Genomic DNA, 21,989 nt, shown 5'->3' on the forward strand with positions numbered 1-21,989 from the left:
ATGAAGTTGTTCGATGGCGGCCGCGCACCCAATCCGAGGCGGGTTCGCGTTTTCCTGGCCGAGAAGGGGATCGCGGTTCCTCTGGTGTCCGTCGACATGGGCGCGTTGGAGCACAAGCAGCAAGCGGTCAGTTCGCGCAACCCTTTGCAACGCCTGCCGGTGCTGGAACTCGACGACGGCACCGTCCTCACCGAATCCGTCGCCATCTGCCGCTATTTCGAGGAGTTGCATCCCGAGCCGGCATTGTTCGGGCGTGGCGCGCTCGGCAAGGCGCGTGTCGAGATGTGGCAAAGACGGATGGAGTTCAACCTGCTCAGTTGCGTCGCGCAGGCCTTCCGTCACATCCATCCGGCGATGAAGGAATGGGAAATTCCGCAGATTCCCGAATGGGGCGAGGCCAACAAGCCGAAGGCCGTGGAGTTCCTCAGGCTGCTGGACGATGAGCTGGGCAGCCGGGAGTTCATCGCCGGCGACAGCTATTCGATTGCCGACATCACTGGCCTGATCGCCGTCGACTTCATGAAGCCGGCACGCATCAAGGTGCCGGACGAATGCGCCAATGTGTTGCGCTGGCATCAGGCTGTTTCCAGCCGACCGAGCGCCGCCGCCTGACCATGATCCCGAAAAGTGGAAGCCGGTTTTCGGACGCGATCATGGTCGACGAGTATGCGCTCGAGAGCTTCGCCGCGACGGTTCGGGCCTGCCGCATCTGCGTCGAAAACCCTGTCGGCAAGCCGCTGCCGCACGAACCACGCCCGGTGCTGCGGCCATCGTCCAGCGCCCGCATCCTGATCGCCAGCCAGGCGCCGGGAACCAAGGTGCATATCACGGGCATGCCGTTCACCGACGCCTCCGGCGACCGCTTGCGCAGCTGGCTCGGGGTGACAAGCGAAGAATTCTACGACATCGAAAAATTCGCCATCGTACCGATGGGCTTTTGCTTTCCCGGCCAGGATGCCAAGGGTGGCGACTTGCCGCCAAGGCGCGAATGTGCGCCAGCCTGGCGTGCGCCTTTGATGGCCTTGATGCCACGAATCGATCTGGTGCTGACGATCGGCATCTACGCGCAGTCCTGGCACATGGGTGCCGCGCGCCGGCCCTCGCTGACGGAAACGGTGATGGACTGGCGTGCCATATGGGACGCGTCCGGCAGCCGGAAAGTGCTGCCGCTTCCGCATCCGTCGTGGCGCAACACCGGCTGGTTGAAGAAGAATCCATGGTTTGAAATGGATTTGCTGCCATTCCTGAGATCGGAAATCCGCTATCGCCTCGATTGATCTTTCAGCAAGAAATCACTCGCTTTTTGCCCGATCGGCAGAATTTCTTTCTTGTGAAAGGTTCCTATAAGGCCGAATATAGCCAATCTATTCCCCCCGGAGAGAAAAAGATGGACCGCCTCGATAGAAAAATTCTCCGCCTTTTGCAGGAGGACGCGACACTCGCGGTCGCCGATGTCGCCAAGAAAGTCGGGCTGTCGACGACACCTTGCTGGCGGCGCATCCAGAAGCTCGAGGAAGAGGGCGTCATCAAGCGGCGCGTCGCCATCCTCGACCATGAAAAGGTCAATGTGCGCGTCACCGTCTTCGTGTCGATCCGCACCAATTCGCACAGCCATGAATGGCTGCGGCGGTTTTCCGAGGTCATCCAGGAGTTTCCCGAAGTGGTCGAGTTCTATCGCATGAGTGGCGATGTCGACTATCTCCTGCGCGTCGTGGTGCCCGACATTGCCGCTTACGACGCCTTCTACAAGCGGCTGATCGCCAAGATCGAGATCCGCGACGTGTCGTCGTCCTTCGCCATGGAGCAAATCAAGTACACGACCGAAATTCCGCTCGACTACATGGTGCTGGACAAGGAATCGGGCGCCAACGCCGCTTGAGCTGAAGGAACCGCTCAGTTCTTTTTCTTGTTGAGGAAACTCCAGGGTGAGTTCACCGGCAGCGTGATCGTGTCCGGCACGCTGTCGGCCGCCACCACATCGGCCTTGCGCACGGTGTAGCCGGACTGGATGACGCTGACGCCATCGAGGATAAACAGCTGGCTTTTCTCCATATCCGGCTTCAGTGTGCCGGTAACCGAGACCGGCTGGTAGGCTTCCGACATCTTGTAGGGCCGAGCCGGCGTGACCAGAACGATCTGGTTGGGCGGCGGCGTCGGCATGTGGCTGCATGCGCCCGTCCACGGCACCAGCAGGAACTGATAGACCAGGTCGCCGTCGCGGTCGACCGGCAATGCATAGCCGGCTAACTGAACGGTCTTGTCCTGCAGATTCAAGGACAATGTCTCGCCATGGTCGGGCATTTTTGCCGCGATCATCGGCAGTCCGACGTTTTCGGCTGCGACCTGCGTCGCCGGGCGCAGATCCTTCCAGAATATGTGCGCGGTTTCGGCCGAGGCATCCGTGGCAATGAACACACATAGCGCAGCTGCGAGCGCTATGGTTGATCTGATATGGTTGCTCATTGGCCGCTTCCTTTGGACCCGAGTAGAGACGCCGCTGTCAATGAGGTCAACGCTCGAGCCGCATCACATGTCTGCGAGAACCGGCCATGCCGGTCTCGCGGAACCCACGCGACGCAAACATGTCGCGAAAGCCCATGAAGCTGTAGCTCGGCGACGCCTGGTCGACCGGATAAGCCTCGATCGTGCTGGCGCCCTCGGCGAAGGCATGGTCGATGGCCGCGTCGAGCAGCGCGGCAGCCAACCCGCCTCCACGCAGTGCCCTTGGCACATAGAAGCAGACGATCGACCACACGCCGGCCTCGCTGTCGTCCTGCTGCCGGGAAAGCCTGCGATAGGTCTGGCGTGGCGCGACCGAGCACCAACCGACGGTCTTGCCGTCAATATGGGCCAGGATACCGACTGGCGTGCCGGAGTCGACAAGCGCCATCATGGCCCGCTTTTTCTCGTCGTTCTGGACATGCTCGCGGCTGGGCAGATGGCGCCAGGCCATGCACCAGCAATATTTCGGCGCGCCCGGCTGTTCGAACAGGTTTTCGAAATCGGCGCGTGTCGAGCGCGTCACCTCCGCGAAGCGGATTTTGCGTCTGTCAGCCTTTCGTGGCGGCGAGGCGCTCGAGCGTCTTGGCATCCGATAGTTCCTTCACAGCATCCCTGCCGATCCAGCGCGCGGTCTTGTCGGTCGATTGCGCAAGCCTTTCGGCGACAGCAAGGACAGCGCCGTGCATATCCATCGATCGTTTGCCGATCGAGCGAAGGGCCCAGTTCACGCCCTTCTTCACGAAGTTGCGGCCGTCGGTGGCATGCGCTTCGATGATCGGCAGGAAGGCGAGAAAGGTCGCCTCCGGCTCTTTCTTCCGGTGGACGACAGACCAGGCCATCATGGCAAAAGCCGTGCGTCGAACGAATTCCCGTTCATCGGCCGCGAACTCGACGATCAGTTCCTTCCAGGCGTCCGTGTCGACGAAGAGATCAGAGACGCCATCGACGATATCCCAGGAATCGAAGCGCGACGCCCATTGCCGTGCATCCGCGGCAGAAAACCGCTTCGGGTCGGCCGTGACGGAAGCGATGAACTGCGCCTCCATGATGCCTGTCTGCCACAGCGCGAACGCGCGCTCATGGTTGCGCTTGATTTTCTTGGCAATCTGCCGCTGCACGCCGTGCGGGATGCCAAGCGCACGTTCGATCTTGATGCCGTAGCGCAGCATGCCAAGGCGATTCTCCTCCGAGCCGATCGCGCGTAGATGCGCGACGATTTCGTCGGCACTGGATTGGGGCGAAAGCTCGGTCATCGCGAACCCTATTTTTCCAGGCGCGCTAGCAGCGAGGACGTGTCCCAGCGCTTGCCGCCCATCGCCTGCACATCCTTGTAGAACTGGTCGACAAGTGCGGTCACCGGCAGTTTCGCGCCGTTACGGTCGGCCTCGGCCAGGCAGATGCCGAGATCCTTGCGCATCCAGTCGACGGCGAAGCCGAAATCATATTTGCCGGCATTCATCGTCTTGTGCCGGTTCTCCATCTGCCAGGAACCGGCCGCACCCTTGGAAATCACCTCGATCACCTTCTCGATGTCGAGCCCGGCCTTCTTGCCGAAATGGATGCCTTCGGCCAGCCCCTGCACGAGGCCGGCAATGGTGATCTGGTTGATCATCTTGGTGAGCTGGCCAGCTCCGGCCGACCCCATCAAGCCGACCATGCGGGCATAGGCGTCGATGACCGGCCTGGCCTTGTCGAAAGCGTCCTGCTCGCCGCCGACCATGACGGTGAGCACGCCGTTCTCGGCGCCCGCCTGGCCACCGGAGACCGGCGCATCGAGAAACGAAAAGCCACCGGCCTGCGCGGCCACCGCCAAGTCGCGCGCGACCTCGGCCGAGGCCGTGGTGTTGTCGATGAAGATCGAGCCTTTCTTCATCGTTTGGAAGGCACCTTCCGGACCTGTCGTTACCGAACGCAGATCGTCATCATTGCCGACGCAGGAAAAGACGAAATCAGCATCCTTGGCGGCTTCAGCCGGCGTCAGCGCGAGGCGGCCGCCATGCTGGCCAACCCATTGCTCGGCTTTGGCCCCGGTGCGGTTATAGACGGTGACGTCGTGGCCCCCCTTGTTTCTGAGGTGCCCGGCCATCGGGTAACCCATCACGCCAAGACCGAGAAATGCCACAGATGCCATGAACTTGCCCTTCAGACGGAAACGGAATTTGCTGCGAAAGCTCTAAAGCGCGTCGCGTCGAAACGGATTCGGGCGACGCGCTCTAGGTCTTGTTTTTATGCATGTCGTTGCCCCAAAACCGGGGCCACTTTTGGGCGACATGCATTAGGCTCTGCGCTCAATTCGTCAAGACGCCTGTGGCCTGATCGACTGGTGCAGGCAAGTTCGGAATCAGTCAGCGTTTCAGATGGATGGTGATCCGGCGTTCGATCCATTCAATGCCATGGCGCAATATCTCGACCATGACAAGGTAGACGACGGCGACCCAGATATAGGCCTGAATGTCGAAGGAGTTGGCGAAGGCGAGCTTGGCATTGCCCATCAGGTCGTAGACGGTGATGATGGCGACGATGGCCGAAGCCTTGATCATCAGGATGAGTTCGTTGCCATAAGGCCGCAAGGCGACGATCAATGCTTGCGGCAGGATGATCTTGCGCAGGGTCTGCAATTTGTGCAGGCCAAGCGACGCAGCACCTTCCCACTGGCCCCTGGGCACGCTCTCTATGGCGCCGCGCAGGATTTCGGCCTGGTAGGCGGCGGTGTTGAGCGCAAAGGCAAAGACGCCGCAGTTGAAGGCGTCCTTGAAAAAATCCCAAAGCGTGAATCGGGCGACAGTCAGCCCATCGCTGATGACGGGAAGGTAGATACCGAATTCGCTGAGTTGAGGCCGGAAAGAGCCAACGCCGTAATAGACAAGAAAAGTCTGGACCAGCAGTGGCGTGCCACGGAAGAAGTAGACATAGCAGTAGGCAAGGGCGGACAGAATCCGGTTGCTGGACATGCGGCCGTAAGCGACTGGAACCGACAGTATCGCACCAAGCACCATCGCTATCGCGACCAGCGACAGGGTGACCGCGAGCCCGTTCAGATAGGCCGGTGCATACTTGGCAAAGAAGGCTGGATTCCAGGCAAGAACCAGATAGGCAACGATGCCCAGCCCGAAGGCTAGCCACAGGCAGACGAGCGCGTAGCCTGCGATGCGGGGACGCGGCCAGCCCCGCGCCCGGGGTGGTGGTCGCTCGACCATCGTCGCTGTGGCGCTCATCGCTGTGCCTCCCGCCGGCCGAGCGAGCGCAGGATGGCGTTGGTGGCGAAGGACGACACGATTGCCAGGCCGAGAAAGACCAGGGCCGCCACACTGTAAAACAGGAACGAGTGCTTGGTGACGCGAGCGGCCACACCGGCATTGCGCAGCGTCTCGGCGAGACCGACGACCGACACAAGCGACGTGTCCTTGAGCAGGCTAAGCCAGCAATTCTCAAGTCCGGGAAAAGCGATGCGGAGCAGTTGCGGCAAGATCACCTTGCGCATGGTCAGCCAGTTGGAAAGGCCGATGGCATAGCCACCCTCATACTGGCCTTTCGGTATGGCCCGGAAGGCCGACAGGAAAACCTCGCTGGCGTAGGACGAGAAGATCAGGGAAAGCACGATCATACCGGCGACGAAGCCGTTGACGTCGATGGTCGCTTCGGGCCGGAAATACCGGATGAGATGCTGCAGCAGGATCGGCATGCCGAAGAAAAACAGGAAAAGCGTCACCAGTTCCGGCAGGCCACGGAAGACCGTGGTGTAGATGTTGGCGGCAAGGCGCAGCGAGGGTTCTTCGGACTGTTTGGCGAATGCAATGAAAAAGCCGATCGTCAGCCCAATCGGCAGTGTGGCGAGCGCAAGCGCCACGGTGACCAGTGCGCCATAAGCGATATCGTCAAGCCAGCCATCGGGTCCCCAACTGAGAAGTGTCCATAAGCTCTGGGCTGGCATTGACGGGTCTTGTCTCCACGGCGATCACAGAAGAGCGAAAGGCGGCGGGAAATTTCCTGCCGCCTTTTATATTATCAGGACTCGGCGCCGTAGACGTCGAACTTGAAGTACTTGTCGTTGATTTCCTTATACTTTCCATTGGCGCGAATGGCGTCGATGGCCGCATTGAACTTGTTGACTAGATCGGTCTCGCCCTTGCGTACCGCAATGCCGGCGCCCGGCCCGAAGATCTCGACCGGTTGCGGGGACGGCTGGCCGAGGATCTTGCAGCAGGCGCCATCGGGCGTGTCCAGCCACTGCTGCAGCACAACGATATCGTCCTCGATGGCGTCGAGACGACCATTGGCAAGATCTGCCTGCTCCTCGGGGCTGCTCGGATAGCCCTTGACGGTACTGTCGGTGTAAGTCTTCGAGGCATAGTTGAAATGCGTGGTGGTGGTGGCGACACCAATGTTCTTGCCGGCGAGGTCTTCCTTGGTCACGCCTTTCAGCGTGCTGTCTTTAGGCACGGCAAGGGCCGACGGCGTGTTGTAATATTTGTTGGTGAAGTCGACCTTCTCCTTGCGCTCCGGCGTGATCGACATCGAGGCGACGATGGCGTCGAACTTGCCGGCCTGGAGGGCGGGGATAATGCCGTCCCAATCCTGGGCGACGAAGGTGCACTTGACCTTCATCTCGTCACAAAGCGCCTTGGCGATGTCGATGTCGAAACCGACGAGTTGGCCATCGGCGGTGAGGTTGTTGAAGGGCGGATAGGCGCCTTCGGTGCCGATCCTCAGGGTCTTTTCCTGGGCCTGGGCTACGCCGAGCGTCAGCAGCGCAGCCGATGCGGCAAGCGCGATACGCAGTGCAATACGCATGATAGTCCTCTCTTTATGGTCCCGGCCGTCGTTCCAAAACGGCTCTGTGGGGCGGTGCTTTTGACCGCCCGCTGGGGCGATACTCCCATTCTTTCCAAGAAAAAAGCAACTGCAAAACCACAAAAATGGGCAAGGCTATTCTGCCGCTGCGTTAGCTCTCAAGCAACGAGCCCGGTGGTCCGCTCGATGAAGTCGGCTATTGATTTCACATCGTTGAGATCGAACACCGGCAAGAGCTCGCCTTCGGCCGCAAAATCGGCGGCGACGGCGACGATGTTCGGATCGCCCACCGAAAGCGGCGTGCGGTCCTTTGCTTCCAGCCGGCGGGTTTCGATCTTGCGGTGGGCTTCGCGCTTGTAGCCTTCGACCAGCACCAGATCGCATGGCGCGAGCCGCGACAGAATCGCCTCCAGGGTCGGCTCCTGCTCGCCGCGCAGTTCATGCATCAGCGCCCAGCGATTGCCGGACGCGATCGCGACTTCGGTGGCGCCGGCTTGCCGGTGGCGGAAGCTGTCGGCGCCCGGCTTGTCGATGTCGAAGTCATGATGGGCATGTTTCACCGTCGACACTTTCCAGCCGCGCCGGACAAGCTCGGCGACCAGCTTTTCGGTCAACGTCGTCTTGCCGGAATTCTTCCAGCCGGTGATTCCGAAGACGCGTCTGTTCATGGTTTCATGCTCCGCAACAGACGCTCGGCCTGAACGAGATCGTCAGGTTCGTTGACGTTGAAGAATGGGTCGACCGGTTGGCCCGCGGATTGCGGAAGCGGGAATTCCACCTCGACAAAATCATGCCGGTCGATGAAGGCCGAAACCCGCCTGATATCCTCATCGACCAGAAAGTGCCGCAAGGCGCCGCGACAGTCCGTCGGCCACAGTGCGAAGGTCGGGTGCCGCTTGCCGGCCGAGCAAGCGACGGCAATCAAACATGGACGCTGATCGGCGGCGCCTGCCAGCCGTTCGACAAGATCAAGCGGCAGGAAGGGCGTGTCGCCGGCAACCGTGACAATCGCCTTGCAAGCCGTTTTGGCGGCCGCCCATTCGAGGCCGGACAGGATTCCGGCAAGCGGCCCGGCAAAGCCGGTCACCGTGTCGGCAAGCACCGGCAGCTCGTAGCGTGAGAACCGCGAGGCGTCACCGTTGGCGCTGAGCGCCAGGGATCCGATCTGCGGGCCAAAGCGCAACACGACCTGGTCAAGTACGCAACCACCGCCAAGCGGCAACAGGCTCTTGTCGCCACCGCCCATTCGTCTGGACTGGCCGCCGGCCAGAATGATCCCCGCAACATCGCGCTTCATGCCATCGAGCCTGTACGCCAGCCGTCGGAAATCACAAGAACCTTCGGGATGTTCGGCTAGATTCCATCCGGGACCATGGTCGGCCCGGTGCTTTCGGCGACGATCTTGCGCCGGCCGACTACTCGCTCGCGGTACAGCGCATAGAGGCCGGAGCCGATGATGATCGTGGCACCGATGACCATCGGCAGATCGGGAACGTCGGCGAAGATGAACAGGCCAAGCAGGATCGACCAGATCAGGGCCGTGTAGCGGAACGGCGCGATGAAGGAGATGTCACCCGCCCGCATCGCCATGATGATGAACTGGTAGCCGATGAGCACCAGCACCGCGGCCAGTGCCAGCAAGGCTGTGCTTTTCCCCGTCATCGGCGTCCAGCCACCCATCGGCGAAAGCAACGCGGCTCCCAGGATTGTCATGGCAAGCGCTGTGGCGGTCGACACCAGCAGCGTCGGAATGGCCTTGGGGATCCGCTTGGTGGCAAGATCGCGTACCGCGCAACAGGCAACGCACGCCAGCGCCACCAGCGAGTAGACGCTGAACCCTTCGAAGCCGGGCCGCACGATGACCAGCACACCGGCAAATCCGATGGCGATGGCCAGCCAGCGCCGCCAACCGACGCCCTCATTGAAGACCAGGGCCGCGCCCATCGTCACCGCCAGCGGCAGCGCCTGGAGGACAGCCGAGACGCTGGCGATCGGCAAATGGGAGAGTGCGATCAGGAACGTCACCGTGCCGCCGGCTTCGCCGAGGACGCGCAGCGCAACCATTGGGTCCAGCATCGAGCGCAGCCGGACAAGGGCACCGCGCTGCCAGGCAAGTGAGCTGACGAAAAGGGTGGCAAACGCTCCCCTGATCAGCATGACCTGCGCCATGTTCATCGACTGCGACGAGTATTTGGTGATGGCGTCGTTGAGGGTGAAGCCGGCCATCGCCACCACCATGAACAACGCGCCGCGAAGATTTGGAGAAAGGGGCAAGACGACTACCGGTTCTGCTTTGCAGCAAGCCTGTAGCAGCCGGATATGAAACAGCAATACCAAAGGGCTGGGCCACGGAATTTTCCGTAGCCCAGAATATCGTCCGCCATGGCGGCAGACCTTACTTCTTCGGCGTCAGCACTTCGGCCCCGTTGCCTTCCTTGCCGGCGATGGTCCACAGGCCGTGCAGCGACCCGTCATCCTCGACCTTGTAGACGACAAGGCCGATCTCCTTGTCCATCACATAGCCGGCCGAGAAGGCGTCGTCGTTGCGCATGCAGATACCGTCCGAGGACGAGCCGCCTGTCTCCCAGTGGATCGTGCACGTCGTCCCGCTGGTCAGTGTGATGGTGGCTTCGCCGTCATAGGCCGAGCCGTCGAAATTGGTGCCGGCGACGGTATAGGTGCCGCCGATCGACTGGGCCGCAGCGGGCAGGGCCGCGAGGCCAAGCAATGCGAACGAAAGAAGAAGTTTGCGCATGGTGTATTCCCCCACAGAGCGAAAGACCGCTACGCGACGGAGGCTAAGCGGGAAAATACCACCGGTAAATCAGGCGAACATTCACGGAGGGAGATTTGTCCGCGGTGTGGCCGAAAATGCTCATGGTCCCTTGAGACTGCCGGCGATGGCGCCGACCAGCGGATCGTATTTCGACTTCAGGGCCGGCGGGTAATCGATCCAGACCGTGCGGATGACGCCATCCCTGCCGAACAGGCGCCGCTCGTAGAAGATCTTGCCTTCCTTCAAGCCGGACAGCACCGCCCAGTCCTTGCCGGCCTTGCCGTAGGTGACCTTGTAGCCCGCTTCATCGCTGGCTTTCGCGGTGGCGACGAAACCCTTCGGCGTGTCATCGTCGATGTTGAGGATGCCCGAGCAGATCAGGCTGGCGCCGTCGGCACTCAGCCATACCTGGCCGTCACCATTTTCCGGTTCGGGCTGGCGGTCGATGAAGATGTCGTCGGGAAAGGTGCAGGCGGTGCCGAAACGCTCGTTCACATAGGTGAAGGGCGCGGCAACTGCATTGGTCGCCGCGATTGTTGCGACAACCGCCAGAAGTGACGAACGACTCAGCATATCCCGCCTCGAAGCCAATGATCCGGAGGCGATCCTGCATCAGTTTCCCGGAAAAATCAGCCGCCGGTGACGCTCATATGCCGCGAAACGGAGGGGCGGCTGGTGCGGCGGTCGATGATGAAGTCGTGGCCTTTCGGCTTGCGGCCGATGGCCTCGTCTATTGCCGCGGCGACCAGCTCGTTGCCTTCGGAGGCGCGCAAGGGCGCGCGCAGGTCGGCGGCATCCTCCTGGCCGAGACACATATAGAGCGTGCCGGTGCAGGTCAGCCGGACGCGGTTGCAGCTTTCGCAGAAATTATGCGTCATCGGCGTGATGAAGCCGAGCCGTCCGCCGGTCTCGGCGACATGCACGTAGCGGGCCGGGCCACCGGTCTTGAAGGGAATGTCGGTCAGCGTGAACTGGCGTTCCAGCGACGCGCGCAGCAGCGACAGCGGCAGGTACTGGTCGGTGCGGTCGCCCTCGATCTCGCCCATCGGCATGGTCTCGATAACCGTCAGATCCATGCCGCGTCCATGCGCCCAGCGCATCATGTCGGGCAGTTCGGCGTCGTTGAAATCCCTCAGTGCCACCGCGTTGAGCTTGACCTTCAGCCCGGCCGCAAGTGCTGCATCGATGCCTTGCATGACCTTGTCGAGATGGCCCCAGCGGGTGATCTTGTGGAACTTGTCGGCATCGAGCGTGTCGAGCGAGACGTTGATGCGCCTGACGCCGCATTCGGCGAGTTCAGCGGCGAAACGCGAAAGCTGCGAGCCGTTGGTGGTCAGCGTCAGTTCTTCCAGCGCGCCGCTTTCGAGATGCCGCGACAGCTGGCGCACGAGGTGCATGATGTTCTTGCGAACCAGCGGCTCGCCGCCGGTGAGGCGCAGTTTCCTGACGCCTTTTTCGATGAAGACCGTGCACAGCCGGTCGAGTTCTTCCAGCGACAGCAGGTCTTTCTTCGGCAGGAAGGCCATGTCCTCGGCCATGCAATAGGTACAGCGGAAATCGCAGCGGTCGGTGACCGACACTCTGAGATAGCTGATCGTGCGACCAAAAGGATCGATCATGTCCATGCTTCAAGCGCTTCCCTTGGCCGGAACGGCATCGTTATATATCGCTATGTGATACGATCCGGCCGGCCATTCAAGATACAGCTTCTCGATCTTTGGTAACATTCCCTGGCCGACATCGCATGTCGGCTCATCTCAAACGGCCTTTTCCCTTCTGGCGAAGCAGCGTAGGGAAGGGTGGATTGCTACGGGATCGAACACCATGACCGCACCGAAGGAACTCAGGGTCTCGAAGGACCGCAAACTGCTGTCCGTCACCTTTCCCGATCATCGGCCGTTCGAACTGCCGGCGGAGCTGTTGCGTGTCGCTTCGCCATCGGCCGAAGTGCAGGGGCATTCGCCGGACCAGCGGGTGACGGTTCCCGGCAAGCGCAATGTGGCGATCCTCAAGATCGAGCCGGTCGGCAACTATGCCGTGCGCATCACCTTCGATGATTTCCACGACACCGGTATCTTCACCTGGAATTACCTGCACACGCTCGGCCACGAGAAGGATGCGCGCTGGAATGCCTATCTCGCCGAGCTCGCGGAGAAGGGATTGAGCCGGGACCGTTAGACCGATCCCGTCACTGTCGTCAAAACGTCGTCGATCTGGAGTAGCGCCGGCAAAGGTTTGGAGACGAAGAAGATGTCCGTCATCACCACGGTCGAGCAGCTCGAGGCGCTTTATGGCGTTCCAGGCGAGGCTTCGCTGGTCAAGGAACTCGACCACGTCATTCCAGAATACGCCGCCTTCATCCGGGCCTCGCCCTTCGTCGCCCTGGCAACCAGTGGACCGGAGGGGCTGGACTGTTCGCCGCGCGGCGATCTCGCCGGCTTCGTGCGCATCGTCGATCCGAAAACGCTGATGATGCCGGATCGACGCGGCAACAACCGCGCCGATTCGCTGAGAAACATCATTCGCGATCCGCGCGTCGGCCTGATGTTCCTGGTGCCGGGCTCCGGCACGACGCTGCGCATCAACGGCCGGGGCCATATCACGACGGATACAGCGCTGTGCGCGTCTTTCACGGTCGACGGCAAGGCAGCGCGCTCGGTCACCGTCGTCGATATCGATTCGGTCTATTTCCAATGCGCCCGCGCCATCGTCCGCTCCGAGTTGTGGAACCCGACGAGGCATGTCGATCCCAAATCGCTGCCGACACCCGGACAGATCCTGGAAATCACCAGCCGCAAGAACATCGACGCCGAGACCTACGACAAGGAATGGCCGGAGCGGGCGAAGAAGACGATGTGGTAGGCAAACGCTGGGCTGTAAGGGCGGTCAAGCGTCCTTCAGCACCTCATAGATCCTGCGCATCTGCTCGCCGATCATGTCGCATTGTTCCGGCGTCGACTGGCTCATCGCCTTCTCGATCAGCGCCATATGCACTTTCAGCGCCTGCATCAGCAACGCCTCGCCGGCTTCGGTCAGGGCAAGCCGCAGGATGCGCTTGTCCTTCTCGTCGCCTTCACGGCGCAGCAGGCCGCGCGCCTCCAGCTGCGGCAAGAGCATGGTGATGTTGGAGCGGCCGACGAGCAGCTTGCGGGCAAGGTCGTGCTGCGACATGCCGGGGTGGCGGTAGAGGTTCATCAGCACGTCGAGCTGCGCCGGCTTCAGGTCGAGCGGCGCCAGCTTCACCGCCAGCGTGCGCTCAAGCACATGGCAGGCGCGCGCCACCGCGACCCAGTTGCGAAAACGCGGGTTGTCCCAAGGTAACTCTTGTTTATTGTTCATCTTTGAACTATTATGTTCATGCTTGAACGTATGGATGGATTCTCACTATGGCATCAATCGGGCTGAAGGTCATCCGGGGTGTGTTTGGTGCGGCCGAACGGATTGCGCCGCGCCTGACCGGGCGCGCGGCTTTCGAACTGTTCTGCCGCACGCCGAACGTGAAGGCGCTCAGCGATGGCGAGCGCCGCGCCGTCGACCGTGCGGCCGCGTTCATGACCGAGGCACGCCATCACCGGCTGAAGACCGCAACCGGCTGCGTCATGGTGCACGAATTCCGTCCGGAGCCGGGCAGGGCTGCGGCAGGCACGGTGCTTGTCGTGCATGGCTGGCGTTCGCGCACCGAATATATGCGGGCGCTGATCGAAGGCTATCGCGCCGCCGGCTACAGGGTCGTTTCGCTTGACCTGCCGGGCCACGGCCAGTCGCAGGGCCGACGGCTGAACATGGTCAATGCCGTGGATGCGGTGCGGGTTGCCGGCGAATGGTTCGGCCCATTCGTGGCGGTGGTCGGTCATTCCTTCGGCGGCGCCGTCGCCGCCAATGCCATCGCGGGGTCGGTCAAGAACATCCCGCCGCTGGTGGCAGGACGCCTGGTGCTGATCGCGGCGCCAAGTTCCCTGCCGGCGATCTTCGCCGACTTCAGCCGCATGCTCAATGTCGGCCCGCGCTCGCAGGCCGCGATGGCGGACCGTGTCGAACATCTTTCCGGCCGGCCGCTGCACGAATTCACCGGCGACCGCCAGCTCGCGCATGCGCCGGTGCCGACCCTGGTGATGCACGCACCGGATGACCGCGAGGTGCCGGCCGATCACGCAACACGCTATGCCGGCGCCGGCGGCCATGTGCGGCTTTACTGGGCCGATGGGCTCGGCCACCGCCGCATTCTTGCCGACAAGGGTGTGGTCGGACGCGCGGTCAGCTTCGTCGCCGAGCACCAGGAGCCGTCGCTGCTGCACTGAGCAGCCATCGAGGCTATTTCTTCTTCCCGCCGGGTTCGACCGGCAGTCCGGCCGCTTTCCAGGCGGTGTAGCCGCCAAGGATGTGCTTGACCGGCGACAGCCCCATGTCCTGCGCCGTCTTGGTGGCAAGCGCGGAGCGCCAGCCGCCGGCGCAGAAGAAGACGAAGCTCTTTCCCGAGGCGAAGAACGGCTTGTGATAGGGGCTTTCAGGGTCGATCCAGAATTCCAGCATGCCGCGGGTGACATGTTTGGCGCCGGGAACCCTGCCGTCGCGTTCCACCTCGCGCGGATCGCGCAGATCGACGAAGATGGTGTCTTCATCGTCGAGCAGCCCGGCGGCTTCCTCCGGCGACACCACCTCGATCTCGGCATTCGCCTCATCCAGCAGTTCGCGATACCCCTTCTTCACAGGCCTGTCCTCCCGACCGCGCATTTGGCTGGCTTTTGAGTTTCCAGCACAATGGCCAGCGTTTGTCACGCCCTGTCCGTGCCGGCCATCGTTTGCCAGGCAGCCATCGCGCCGGCCGGAGCGGTGCCGCATCCGCTCCGGCGTCACCATGTTGTGAAACCGTTCTGCAACAAGCGTCCCAAAATTTATGGAAGCTTAACGAAATCAGTATGAATCAGTATAGTCGCGCCTTACATCCGCCATGCGGTGAGCGAGATCGTCTAGCGGTGCGGAATGGGAACCGGTGACAACCGGAGCGGGTGATTCATGAAATTCCTCGGAAACAAGGCAACCGTGATGCCGCTGGTGGCGATCTCGGCAACACTGGCCTTCGGTGTGCCACAGGCAGGAGCGCAAGGGCTCTTCGAAATGCTTTTCGGCGGTGGCATCAAGCACGCTCCGCAAGGCGAATTTCCGCCTCCGCCGCCGAAGCACAAGCCCAAAGCACCGGGCGGTGGCGGTACGAAAATCAGCAGCCCATCCTACTACACCTACAAGGCCGATCGGCTGGTTCGCATCGACTTTTCGGCGCTGGCCGCGGCACCACTGCCGGCAACGCCGCAGGACGCCGCCTTCGTGCCGTCAGCCACGGGTGCCGCTTTTCGGGATGCGGTTGCCGGCTTGAGCGACTACGAACTCTATGCCGAGCCCGACATCGCCAAGGCGCTGATCGCCTATTACTCGGCCAATCCGGATTTCATCTGGGTGACTGGAACCAGCCCCAACAGCCGCGCGCAGGACGCGGTGCGGGTGCTCGGCGAGGCTTCAAGCTACGGCCTCACGCCCGCCGACTACACGGTCGACGTGCCCGCCGCCAGCGCCTCGCCGGCTGACGCCAATGCGCAGCTGAAAGAGCTCGTCCGCTTCGAGATGGCGCTGTCGGCGCGCGTGCTGCGTTATGCCCATGATGCCCAGAACGGCCGCGTCGAGCCCAACCGCATAACCGGCTACTATGATTTTCCGGCCAAGCCGATCGACCTGGAAGGCGTGCTGAAAACGCTGGCGCACACCCAGCAAGTGCGCACCTATCTCGAATCGCGGCATCCGCAGAATGCGGAATACCAGGCGCTGCGTGTCGAACTGGAAGCGTTGCAGGCCAGCGCCGAAAACGAAATCGTCGTCGACCCCAAGCTGTTGCTGAAGCCGGGCGAAACCAGCCCGGAACTGCCGAAGCTGCTGACCCTGATCGCACGCAATCTCGACGACGAAATGGGCGGCGCCTACGGCGAGATCCTGTCCAGGCTGGCCAGCAGCGAAGTCTATGACCCGGAACTGGTTCCGGTCATCGAGGCTGTGCAGCAGAAGGCAGGCATGAAGGGCGACGGCGTCATCGGGCCGCGCACCGTCGAGTCGCTGGCCGGGACATCCAAGGCCGACAGGCTGCTGAAGGTAGAGGTGGCGCTGGAGGAACTGCGCTGGCTGCCTTCCGATCTCGGCAGCCCGCGTGTCTTCATCAACCAGCCGGCCTTCACCGCCAGCTATATCGACAATGGCGAGGAAAAGCTGAAGACGCGTGTCGTCGTCGGCCGGACCACCAACCAGACCGCCTTCTTCTACAACCAGATCAAGCAGGTCGACTTCCATCCCTATTGGGGCGTGCCGCAGTCGATCATCGTCAACGAGATGCTGCCCAGGCTGCGCAACGACCCCGGTTATCTCGACCGGGCCGGCTACGAGGTGACCGATTCGCGCGGCAAGCGCATCCCTTCGTCGGCGGTCGACTGGGGCGCCTATGGCGCCAACATTCCCTACAGTGTGCGCCAGCAGCCGAGCGAAGCCAATGCATTGGGCGAGCTGAAGATCCTGTTCCCCAACAAGCACGCGATCTACATGCACGACACGCCGCAGAAATCGTTCTTCAAGCAGGACATGCGCGCACTCAGCCATGGCTGCGTGCGGCTGCAGGATCCGCGCGGCATGGCGGCCGCCGTGCTCGGCACCTCGGTCGACTATATCGCCGAGAAGCTGAAGCACGGGCATTCGACCGAGGATGTGACGCGCAAGATCCCGGTCTATGTCGCCTATTTCACCGCCTGGCCTGATATGTCCGGCAAGGTCGAATATTTCGGCGACGTCTACGATCGCGACACGCGGCTGAAGCAGGCATTGGACGCCACCGAGGCGGTGCGTTCGCCTTCGAGCTGATCTCTGTTTTGACGCTAATTCCCCGGGAAAGCGGTGCGCGTTTTCCCGGGAAAACCGTTTCACAATTGGAATGGCTCTAACGTTCTAACAGCGGGCGGCGGAAACCCGCCTCGCGCCCGGCGATCAGCCAATAGACGAGGCCGGCGACAAGGCCGGCAGCGGCAATGATGCCGATGTCGGCCCAGCGCTCCGGATCCATATCCTCCACGGTACTCGGCCAGATCAGGAAGAAGCCGCCGGCCGCGGCCGCGGCGCCGAAGACCATGTGCAGCAGGACATTGCGCAACGAAAAGAACTCGGCAATCAGCGCGAAGATGAGCGTCTGCAGCGCCGTCACGACCAAGGTCAGGAAATAGACGAACATACCGAGCGGCGGCACCACAAGGACCGCGATCGGCGAGACGCCCATGACGTCGAAATAGGCGGGCGCGTTGGGCAAGGAACTGAGCGCGGCATAGATCGCCGCGACGGCGATCAGGCCGACCAGCACCGCCACAAAGTAGCCGGCTAACATCATCAATATGCGCTTCAGCAAATGCTTCGCCGTCGCCATGCCCATCCCCCCATGCGGCGCCTATGGGCCGCAGTCAGCCATCAAAGCGAGACTGAGGCAAGGGGAGGGCCGAAGCGGTAGTGGGCCATGCGTCGCTTCATCCGCCTGACCAACGGCTCATCAAAGAAAGGTCGAAGCGCACACCAACGCGGTTGCGATGCATTTCATGTATTACAACTTTGTTGCGCATCCATGGCTTCGCTGCGCATGACCCCTCGATAGCCGCTGGCGTCACCGGCAAGCTGTGGGAGATCGCCGACATCGTAGCGCTGATCGAAGGATGCCGAAAAACCGATGGTTCGCGGACCCTAAAAAAAGGTGTAGCGACTATCGGTTTCCTGGCATGTGAACGGGCTTCGCGTCCTTTGCGATGCTGTCCAGCGCCATCCAAATCTCGTCTGGACTGTCGATGCCGCCGCTGAAAAGGGCGATCAGGCGACGTGCCAAATCTGGTAAGTGTCGCCAACTGTACGTCGTCGGCCATGCCACGATTGGTCACCGCGCGTCTCCCTGATAGGGCGAAAGCGTGATCGACTCTTTCAAGCGCTCGTTGCCTTGCTAGATCGAGCGACGAGGAATTGTACTCTTTCGGACAGGATAGCGAGTCAATTCCGCGAAGGAACCATGCGCTGTCGCTGTCGTTGGGTCGTCAAGGGACATGATGATGACTGACGAACAGGGCAAGGCGCCTAGCAAGCCGGACGATTCTGTCGTGCGCCGTCTAGTCAATGAAACCGGCATAACCGAAGATCAAGCCCGCGAACTTATCGCCTTCCTTGGGCGCAATTGGCCATCCTTGATGCGGGAAGCCCGCATTCTAGCTGGAAAGCGCTGAATTTCAAACTGACCCACTACCGCCGAAGCGGCACCCTTGGCAAGCTGTCGCCGAACACGAAGCAGGACTAAATCAGGCGCCGCCGCATAGATGCTGCGAGTCGGGCAGCGCCCATGATCCCTTGGCGGCGAGATCGATGCCGTAGTAGACGCGGCCACGCTCATCGTCCTTGGGGCAATCCCTGGGAATCGAAATCAGACACATCACAACCGGTTCGCCGACCTTCGCGGCAGCCAGGCCAGGGTCGCGATCGTAGGAGACGGCGGTGCCGCCATTGGTGAATGTCCCGGCGCTGCCTGCCTCGGGACTGGCCGTCGCCAGCGGATCGTCGCCAAGCCGCGTGGTCAGCGTTTCGACATGGGTCGACGCGCATTGGCCGATTGCCGAGGGCAGGGGCTGGTCGGCCCCGCCAGGGTTCCGCGCCGCGGCTTCCAGCGCCTTCTTGCCGATCAGCGCGACGTTGTAATCCTGCACCCATGACGGCGCAACGCCATAGGTCTGCAGCGCATTGTTCAATGCGCTGACGATGCAGGCGGTGTCGCTCCTGCAGGCATTGCGGTCGGCGATCAGCCCGCGGGCGATCTTGCGCTTGTCGCCGCCGAACGCCGGCTCGAACCCCTTGTAAGCCTTGGAGACCAGCAGATCGATGGCCGACAGCTGCGGATCGGCGCAGATCGCCTTTTCAGCCGGCAGGCTTGCCTTGCCGCAGTCGAAGGATGGCCCGTCGGCGCGCGCCGGAGCGATGCCAAGGATGCCGCCGGCCAGGATGGTGAGCACGGCCGAAAAACGGGTTCGAACGGATCGCATGATAGCCCCCAAAGCCAAGGATTGCCCCTGGCATGCATGTCATACCGCAAGAATGGACAATTTTGGACGAGGCGAGGGCAATCGTTTCAGCTTTCGAATTCGTCCCGTCACCTTTTGCGGACGCTGGTGCCGCCCCTCACCTGCCTGCCGGCATCCTCTCCCCGTATAGTGACGGGGAGAGGGGCGCTCTCATCGATGGTTTCGCCAATTGTCAGTGCTGCAAAAAGGGAGCCTGCGTTGCGGTCAGCCCCTTCTCCCCGTCACTATACGGGGAGAAGTGCCCGGCAGGGCGATGAGGGGCGGCGCCGACTTCGACAATTGGTGATCTGCGTAATAAGTCGAAAACTGTCGTCGGTTTTGAATCGATTGTCCTGTAGGCGAAACCCTGGCCATTGACACGGCCGAGAACAGACCAGCGCATTCGCGTCGGATAAGGACGCCTGCCTAAGAAAACCTATTTCGGTTCGGCGGTCACGGGATCGTAGGTGATTTCGACCTTGGCCTTGTCGGACGTATAGTAGGTGACGACATAGGCGTCGCTATCCCAGTCGACCTCCTTGACATAGCGGAAGCCGTCGCGCTGCTCGACCTTGGCGAGGATCTCCGACAATTTCTTGGCATTGGGCGGCGGCAGCGGCTTGTCGTCCGCGGCCAGGGCCGGCCCGCCGGCGAGAAGAACGGCGACGCTCGTCGCCAGCAGAAATCTGGACATGGCTTTTCCCTCAAGTTTAGTCGGGACAGAAACTCGCTGCCATGCCGGTTAGTTCCGCCGCTGGAATGCATGCCCCATCCAGTCCGAAGAATTTCTTCTTGGCGTCCACGTCGGCCCGGGTGGCGGCCCTAGCTCTGGTCCTCATACGCTGCGAGTGCCTTGGCGACGCCGGCAATGAGGTGTTCGACATCACTCGCATGCTCGAAGGCGATTCCGGTTTGCGCAAACTCAAGTGGCGAGTAATCAGGCGCTATCCGCTTGACCTCTGCCATAATGCGCTGAGCTTCCTTCAGTTCGCCGAGTTGAGCGTGACACCCCGCCAGCCTTGTCAGTCGCCAGGGGGTCCTCGGGGGGACCTTGGACATACTGACAAGCGCGGCCTTGTAATCTCCAGCCGAGTATAGGGCGATGGCGCGATCATAGTGGTACCAATCAGGATGGATCGGGTTGATCCGTATCGCACTGTCAATCGCCGCGAGTGCTTCAAGAGGCCTGCCTCTCATCGTGAGCAAGTACCCCATTTGCACAATCGTATCGGCGTCAAATGGATTGAGGTCGAACGCGCGTTGAAGGTGATGTTCCGCCGCTTCGAACCGACGGGCAGAGATCAAAGCCTGGGCAAGCACGCGATGGCAGCGTGGCTCTTCCGGCGCCAGGGTCACCGCACACTCCGCGCGGTCGATCAATGAAGCAAGCAACGCCGGGGATGCCTCGGCATAGCCGCCGATAATGAGATCGGCGAGCGCGGTGTAGGAATGCGCCAAGGCATAGGTCGGGTCCTTGTCGACCGCAGCCTGAAAGAGATCGCGCGCGGCCTGATTGTCGTCATCGCCATAACCGCGCAGCCGGGCCAGTCCACGCAGGAGAAGCTCATATGCGGCCAGGCTATCGGGAGGCTTCGGGGTTGCCTGCTTGATACCCGCGTCGTCAAGCCGAGCGACCAGCCGGTTCACCACACGCCTGGCGATTTCTTCCTGCATGTCGAAGATCTGGCCGCCAGAAGCAGAAAAGGTATCGCTCCAGAGGACTTCACCCGTCGAAGCGGTCATGAGACTGACGGTGACCCGCATGCCGTCTGCGCGGGTCGTCGCCCTGCCGCGGACCAGATAGGTTGCGCCAAGGCTGTCGCCAACGGCATGCCAATCGGAAGCGGAATCCGAGACAAATGCAAATCCGGAATTGCGCGCCAGCACGACGACCGTTCCGAAGCGAGCCAACGCATTGACAATGTCCTCGGCGAAACCGTCCACCAAAGGCGTGTCGTCCGGCGCACCTTCATTTCTGAAACGCAGTACCGCAACGCTCGGCTGTCCAGAGCGCTCTTGCTTTGGCGTATCGAGAAGAGAGAGGACGTAGCCGCGTTTGGCAACCGTGCGGATAATGGTTTGGCTTTCGTCCTGCAGCGCCTTTCGCAACTCCCTGACTGCTTGCGTCAGTGAGTCCTCGGTCACGAAGACATCGGGCCATACCGCTGACATCAGTTCAGACTTGGTCGCGACACGCCCGACATTCCTGCTGAGATAAGTTAACAGATCAAACGCCTTGGAGCGCAGAGCAACAGGTTTTCCGTCGCGGACAAGCAGCCCGCGGGCAAGATCAAGCTCGCAACTGCCAAGTGCCAGTATGTGCCCACCGTTTTCTTGCGACATTGAATGCCGATCTGATCAGCTTGACCAAACGCTGCCTGATTGGGGTCTCAATCGGCTCGGACGTCAAGGGATCAGAGGAATTTGATCTGCCTTCGCCTTGGCTGGAAGTCATCCGCCTCTCCATGGCGATGATCTCCAGCATTTCGAACATTGTTCCAGGCATGGGCGCACAAGGGGACCCAACCATGACGCTGGACGCAAATTCCAGGAGTTCCTGCCGGGCGGCTTGGCGCGTGTTCTCATTCAGCGACATGTTCGACCTCATCCGGTTCGTTCTTCAGAACAATGAAGCCAAGGAACGGTCGCGTACCGGAAGATTTCTGAAATTCTGCTGAATCTCTCCATTGTCGCGCTTGCGGCCAAGTGTTGGCGGTTCATCGGGGGTCTATATGCGCACGCGTCATGTCGCCTTGCTTGCACTGTCGGCGCTCCATCCCGGCCGTCTCCGTCCCGTGCAGAAGCCAGGGCGCTGG

At 61.6% G+C, this 21,989-nt stretch carries 28 protein-coding genes; 9 read left to right on the plus strand and 19 right to left on the minus strand.

All coding sequences use genetic code 11. The features are described from left to right. From ACFSQT_RS34405 to ACFSQT_RS34415, 3 genes are all read left to right on the plus strand, one after another. Positions 1–612, plus strand: a complete 612-nt coding sequence (locus tag ACFSQT_RS34405) for a glutathione S-transferase (protein ID WP_379026431.1) — start codon at positions 1–3, stop codon at positions 610–612. Then, positions 552–1,277: a uracil-DNA glycosylase family protein gene (locus tag ACFSQT_RS34410; protein WP_379026433.1), complete on the plus strand. Its 726-nt coding sequence runs from the start codon at positions 552–554 to the stop codon at positions 1,275–1,277. Before ACFSQT_RS34405 ends, ACFSQT_RS34410 begins: the two co-directional genes overlap by 61 nt. Positions 1,278–1,387: 110 nt before the next feature. Beyond that, complete coding sequence (locus ACFSQT_RS34415; RefSeq protein WP_006205209.1) at positions 1,388–1,879, plus strand: Lrp/AsnC family transcriptional regulator; 492 nt, start codon at positions 1,388–1,390, stop codon at positions 1,877–1,879. A 14-nt stretch (positions 1,880–1,893) separates the two neighbouring features. Here ACFSQT_RS34415 and ACFSQT_RS34420 read toward each other — a convergent pair whose 3' ends face one another. From ACFSQT_RS34420 to moaA, 13 genes are all read right to left on the minus strand, one after another. Continuing rightward, complete coding sequence (locus tag ACFSQT_RS34420; RefSeq protein WP_379026435.1) at positions 1,894–2,463, minus strand: DUF3299 domain-containing protein; 570 nt, start codon at positions 2,461–2,463, stop codon at positions 1,894–1,896. A 46-nt stretch (positions 2,464–2,509) separates the two neighbouring features. Then, a complete protein-coding gene (locus ACFSQT_RS34425) occupies positions 2,510–3,091 on the minus strand; it encodes a GNAT family N-acetyltransferase (protein ID WP_379026437.1) in 582 nt (193 codons plus the stop codon). Beyond that, entirely contained in the window at positions 3,051–3,755 is a 705-nt protein-coding gene (locus ACFSQT_RS34430) for a DNA alkylation repair protein (RefSeq protein ID WP_379026439.1), read from the minus strand. Before ACFSQT_RS34430 ends, ACFSQT_RS34425 begins: the two co-directional genes overlap by 41 nt. 8 nt (positions 3,756–3,763) lie before the next feature. Beyond that, entirely contained in the window at positions 3,764–4,633 is an 870-nt protein-coding gene (locus tag ACFSQT_RS34435) for an NAD(P)-dependent oxidoreductase (protein WP_379026441.1), read from the minus strand. 214 nt (positions 4,634–4,847) lie between these two features. Beyond that, complete coding sequence (locus tag ACFSQT_RS34440; RefSeq protein WP_379026442.1) at positions 4,848–5,717, minus strand: ABC transporter permease; 870 nt, start codon at positions 5,715–5,717, stop codon at positions 4,848–4,850. Continuing rightward, a complete protein-coding gene (locus tag ACFSQT_RS34445; protein ID WP_379026444.1) occupies positions 5,714–6,433 on the minus strand; it encodes an ABC transporter permease in 720 nt (239 codons plus the stop codon). Before ACFSQT_RS34445 ends, ACFSQT_RS34440 begins: the two co-directional genes overlap by 4 nt. Before the next feature lie 74 nt (positions 6,434–6,507). Continuing rightward, a complete protein-coding gene (locus ACFSQT_RS34450) occupies positions 6,508–7,293 on the minus strand; it encodes an ABC transporter substrate-binding protein (protein ID WP_379026446.1) in 786 nt (261 codons plus the stop codon). 158 nt (positions 7,294–7,451) lie between these two features. Further along, positions 7,452–7,961, minus strand: a complete 510-nt coding sequence (gene mobB, locus ACFSQT_RS34455) for a molybdopterin-guanine dinucleotide biosynthesis protein B (protein ID WP_379026448.1) — start codon at positions 7,959–7,961, stop codon at positions 7,452–7,454. Next, entirely contained in the window at positions 7,958–8,590 is a 633-nt protein-coding gene (mobA, locus tag ACFSQT_RS34460) for a molybdenum cofactor guanylyltransferase MobA (protein ID WP_379026450.1), read from the minus strand. Before mobA ends, mobB begins: the two co-directional genes overlap by 4 nt. A gap of 56 nt (positions 8,591–8,646) precedes the next feature. After that, positions 8,647–9,567 (minus strand): DMT family transporter, encoded by a 921-nt coding sequence (locus ACFSQT_RS34465; RefSeq protein WP_379026452.1) that lies wholly within the window; start codon positions 9,565–9,567, stop codon positions 8,647–8,649. Positions 9,568–9,688: 121 nt separating this feature from the next. After that, a complete protein-coding gene (locus tag ACFSQT_RS34470) occupies positions 9,689–10,048 on the minus strand; it encodes a hypothetical protein (protein ID WP_379026454.1) in 360 nt (119 codons plus the stop codon). Between the two features lie 120 nt (positions 10,049–10,168). Next, entirely contained in the window at positions 10,169–10,642 is a 474-nt protein-coding gene (locus ACFSQT_RS34475) for a hypothetical protein (protein WP_379026456.1), read from the minus strand. Between the two features lie 56 nt (positions 10,643–10,698). Further along, the gene (moaA, locus tag ACFSQT_RS34480; RefSeq protein WP_379026458.1) at positions 10,699–11,694 is read right to left on the minus strand and encodes a GTP 3',8-cyclase MoaA; all 996 of its coding nucleotides are present in this window, start codon (positions 11,692–11,694) and stop codon (positions 10,699–10,701) included. Positions 11,695–11,893: 199 nt separating this feature from the next. Here moaA and ACFSQT_RS34485 point away from each other — a divergent pair, with 199 nt between their 5' ends. Both ACFSQT_RS34485 and ACFSQT_RS34490 read left to right on the plus strand, forming a co-directional pair. Beyond that, complete coding sequence (locus tag ACFSQT_RS34485; protein WP_379026460.1) at positions 11,894–12,247, plus strand: gamma-butyrobetaine hydroxylase family protein; 354 nt, start codon at positions 11,894–11,896, stop codon at positions 12,245–12,247. Between the two features lie 72 nt (positions 12,248–12,319). Next, the gene (locus tag ACFSQT_RS34490; protein ID WP_379026462.1) at positions 12,320–12,931 is read left to right on the plus strand and encodes a pyridoxamine 5'-phosphate oxidase family protein; all 612 of its coding nucleotides are present in this window, start codon (positions 12,320–12,322) and stop codon (positions 12,929–12,931) included. Positions 12,932–12,955: 24 nt separating this feature from the next. Here ACFSQT_RS34490 and ACFSQT_RS34495 read toward each other — a convergent pair whose 3' ends face one another. Further along, positions 12,956–13,408 carry a MarR family winged helix-turn-helix transcriptional regulator gene (locus tag ACFSQT_RS34495; protein WP_379026464.1) on the minus strand — a complete coding sequence of 151 codons (453 nt, stop codon included), beginning with the start codon at positions 13,406–13,408 and terminating at the stop codon, positions 12,956–12,958. Positions 13,409–13,455: 47 nt separating this feature from the next. Between ACFSQT_RS34495 and ACFSQT_RS34500 the strand changes: the two genes are divergently transcribed. Continuing rightward, complete coding sequence (locus ACFSQT_RS34500) at positions 13,456–14,367, plus strand: alpha/beta hydrolase (protein WP_379026466.1); 912 nt, start codon at positions 13,456–13,458, stop codon at positions 14,365–14,367. Positions 14,368–14,380: 13 nt separating this feature from the next. Here the strand turns inward: ACFSQT_RS34500 and ACFSQT_RS34505 are convergent, their stop codons facing one another. Continuing rightward, positions 14,381–14,776, minus strand: a complete 396-nt coding sequence (locus tag ACFSQT_RS34505; protein WP_379026468.1) for a rhodanese-like domain-containing protein — start codon at positions 14,774–14,776, stop codon at positions 14,381–14,383. 306 nt (positions 14,777–15,082) lie between these two features. Here ACFSQT_RS34505 and ACFSQT_RS34510 point away from each other — a divergent pair, with 306 nt between their 5' ends. Continuing rightward, entirely contained in the window at positions 15,083–16,960 is a 1,878-nt protein-coding gene (locus ACFSQT_RS34510) for a L,D-transpeptidase family protein (protein ID WP_379026470.1), read from the plus strand. Positions 16,961–17,036: 76 nt separating this feature from the next. On the opposite strand, the gene ACFSQT_RS34515 is transcribed toward ACFSQT_RS34510, so the two are convergent. After that, positions 17,037–17,519 (minus strand): hypothetical protein, encoded by a 483-nt coding sequence (locus ACFSQT_RS34515; RefSeq protein WP_379026472.1) that lies wholly within the window; start codon positions 17,517–17,519, stop codon positions 17,037–17,039. Positions 17,520–18,177: 658 nt separating this feature from the next. Between ACFSQT_RS34515 and ACFSQT_RS34520 the strand changes: the two genes are divergently transcribed. Continuing rightward, positions 18,178–18,348, plus strand: a complete 171-nt coding sequence (locus ACFSQT_RS34520) for a hypothetical protein (protein ID WP_379026474.1) — start codon at positions 18,178–18,180, stop codon at positions 18,346–18,348. 72 nt (positions 18,349–18,420) lie between these two features. Here ACFSQT_RS34520 and ACFSQT_RS34525 read toward each other — a convergent pair whose 3' ends face one another. The 3 genes from ACFSQT_RS34525 to ACFSQT_RS34535 form a co-directional block, all read right to left on the minus strand. Continuing rightward, on the minus strand, positions 18,421–19,155 hold the full coding sequence (locus tag ACFSQT_RS34525) for a lysozyme inhibitor LprI family protein (protein WP_379026476.1): 735 nt from the start codon (positions 19,153–19,155) through the stop codon (positions 18,421–18,423). A gap of 454 nt (positions 19,156–19,609) precedes the next feature. Beyond that, entirely contained in the window at positions 19,610–19,867 is a 258-nt protein-coding gene (locus ACFSQT_RS34530) for a PepSY domain-containing protein (RefSeq protein ID WP_379026478.1), read from the minus strand. 128 nt (positions 19,868–19,995) lie between these two features. Further along, complete coding sequence (locus tag ACFSQT_RS34535) at positions 19,996–21,516, minus strand: winged helix-turn-helix domain-containing tetratricopeptide repeat protein (RefSeq protein ID WP_379026480.1); 1,521 nt, start codon at positions 21,514–21,516, stop codon at positions 19,996–19,998. Between ACFSQT_RS34535 and ACFSQT_RS34540 the strand changes: the two genes are divergently transcribed. After that, a complete protein-coding gene (locus ACFSQT_RS34540) occupies positions 21,516–21,851 on the plus strand; it encodes a hypothetical protein (protein WP_379026482.1) in 336 nt (111 codons plus the stop codon). The two genes, ACFSQT_RS34535 and ACFSQT_RS34540, sit on opposite strands and share 1 nt — an antisense overlap. Positions 21,852–21,989: the final 138 nt, after the last annotated feature.

It is taken from the genome of Mesorhizobium calcicola, from assembly GCF_042682105.1.
GTDB lineage: Bacteria > Pseudomonadota > Alphaproteobacteria > Rhizobiales > Rhizobiaceae > Mesorhizobium > Mesorhizobium calcicola.

What these genes read in the sequence shown, in the direction of transcription:
- ACFSQT_RS34405 (WP_379026431.1), top strand. Translation starts at nt 1, where the DNA reads ATGAAGTTGTTCGATGGCGGCCGCGCACCCAATCCGAGGCGGGTTCGC.
- ACFSQT_RS34410 (WP_379026433.1), top strand. Translation starts at nt 552, where the DNA reads ATGCGCCAATGTGTTGCGCTGGCATCAGGCTGTTTCCAGCCGACCGAG.
- ACFSQT_RS34415 (WP_006205209.1), top strand. Translation starts at nt 1,388, where the DNA reads ATGGACCGCCTCGATAGAAAAATTCTCCGCCTTTTGCAGGAGGACGCG.
- ACFSQT_RS34420 (WP_379026435.1), bottom strand. Translation starts at nt 2,463, where the DNA reads ATGAGCAACCATATCAGATCAACCATAGCGCTCGCAGCTGCGCTATGT.
- ACFSQT_RS34425 (WP_379026437.1), bottom strand. Translation starts at nt 3,091, where the DNA reads ATGCCAAGACGCTCGAGCGCCTCGCCGCCACGAAAGGCTGACAGACGC.
- ACFSQT_RS34430 (WP_379026439.1), bottom strand. Translation starts at nt 3,755, where the DNA reads ATGACCGAGCTTTCGCCCCAATCCAGTGCCGACGAAATCGTCGCGCAT.
- ACFSQT_RS34435 (WP_379026441.1), bottom strand. Translation starts at nt 4,633, where the DNA reads ATGGCATCTGTGGCATTTCTCGGTCTTGGCGTGATGGGTTACCCGATG.
- ACFSQT_RS34440 (WP_379026442.1), bottom strand. Translation starts at nt 5,717, where the DNA reads ATGAGCGCCACAGCGACGATGGTCGAGCGACCACCACCCCGGGCGCGG.
- ACFSQT_RS34445 (WP_379026444.1), bottom strand. Translation starts at nt 6,433, where the DNA reads ATGCCAGCCCAGAGCTTATGGACACTTCTCAGTTGGGGACCCGATGGC.
- ACFSQT_RS34450 (WP_379026446.1), bottom strand. Translation starts at nt 7,293, where the DNA reads ATGCGTATTGCACTGCGTATCGCGCTTGCCGCATCGGCTGCGCTGCTG.
- mobB (WP_379026448.1), bottom strand. Translation starts at nt 7,961, where the DNA reads ATGAACAGACGCGTCTTCGGAATCACCGGCTGGAAGAATTCCGGCAAG.
- mobA (WP_379026450.1), bottom strand. Translation starts at nt 8,590, where the DNA reads ATGAAGCGCGATGTTGCGGGGATCATTCTGGCCGGCGGCCAGTCCAGA.
- ACFSQT_RS34470 (WP_379026454.1), bottom strand. Translation starts at nt 10,048, where the DNA reads ATGCGCAAACTTCTTCTTTCGTTCGCATTGCTTGGCCTCGCGGCCCTG.
- ACFSQT_RS34475 (WP_379026456.1), bottom strand. Translation starts at nt 10,642, where the DNA reads ATGCTGAGTCGTTCGTCACTTCTGGCGGTTGTCGCAACAATCGCGGCG.
- moaA (WP_379026458.1), bottom strand. Translation starts at nt 11,694, where the DNA reads ATGGACATGATCGATCCTTTTGGTCGCACGATCAGCTATCTCAGAGTG.
- ACFSQT_RS34485 (WP_379026460.1), top strand. Translation starts at nt 11,894, where the DNA reads ATGACCGCACCGAAGGAACTCAGGGTCTCGAAGGACCGCAAACTGCTG.
- ACFSQT_RS34490 (WP_379026462.1), top strand. Translation starts at nt 12,320, where the DNA reads ATGTCCGTCATCACCACGGTCGAGCAGCTCGAGGCGCTTTATGGCGTT.
- ACFSQT_RS34495 (WP_379026464.1), bottom strand. Translation starts at nt 13,408, where the DNA reads ATGAACAATAAACAAGAGTTACCTTGGGACAACCCGCGTTTTCGCAAC.
- ACFSQT_RS34500 (WP_379026466.1), top strand. Translation starts at nt 13,456, where the DNA reads ATGGCATCAATCGGGCTGAAGGTCATCCGGGGTGTGTTTGGTGCGGCC.
- ACFSQT_RS34510 (WP_379026470.1), top strand. Translation starts at nt 15,083, where the DNA reads ATGAAATTCCTCGGAAACAAGGCAACCGTGATGCCGCTGGTGGCGATC.
- ACFSQT_RS34515 (WP_379026472.1), bottom strand. Translation starts at nt 17,519, where the DNA reads ATGGGCATGGCGACGGCGAAGCATTTGCTGAAGCGCATATTGATGATG.
- ACFSQT_RS34520 (WP_379026474.1), top strand. Translation starts at nt 18,178, where the DNA reads ATGACTGACGAACAGGGCAAGGCGCCTAGCAAGCCGGACGATTCTGTC.
- ACFSQT_RS34525 (WP_379026476.1), bottom strand. Translation starts at nt 19,155, where the DNA reads ATGCGATCCGTTCGAACCCGTTTTTCGGCCGTGCTCACCATCCTGGCC.
- ACFSQT_RS34530 (WP_379026478.1), bottom strand. Translation starts at nt 19,867, where the DNA reads ATGTCCAGATTTCTGCTGGCGACGAGCGTCGCCGTTCTTCTCGCCGGC.
- ACFSQT_RS34535 (WP_379026480.1), bottom strand. Translation starts at nt 21,516, where the DNA reads ATGTCGCAAGAAAACGGTGGGCACATACTGGCACTTGGCAGTTGCGAG.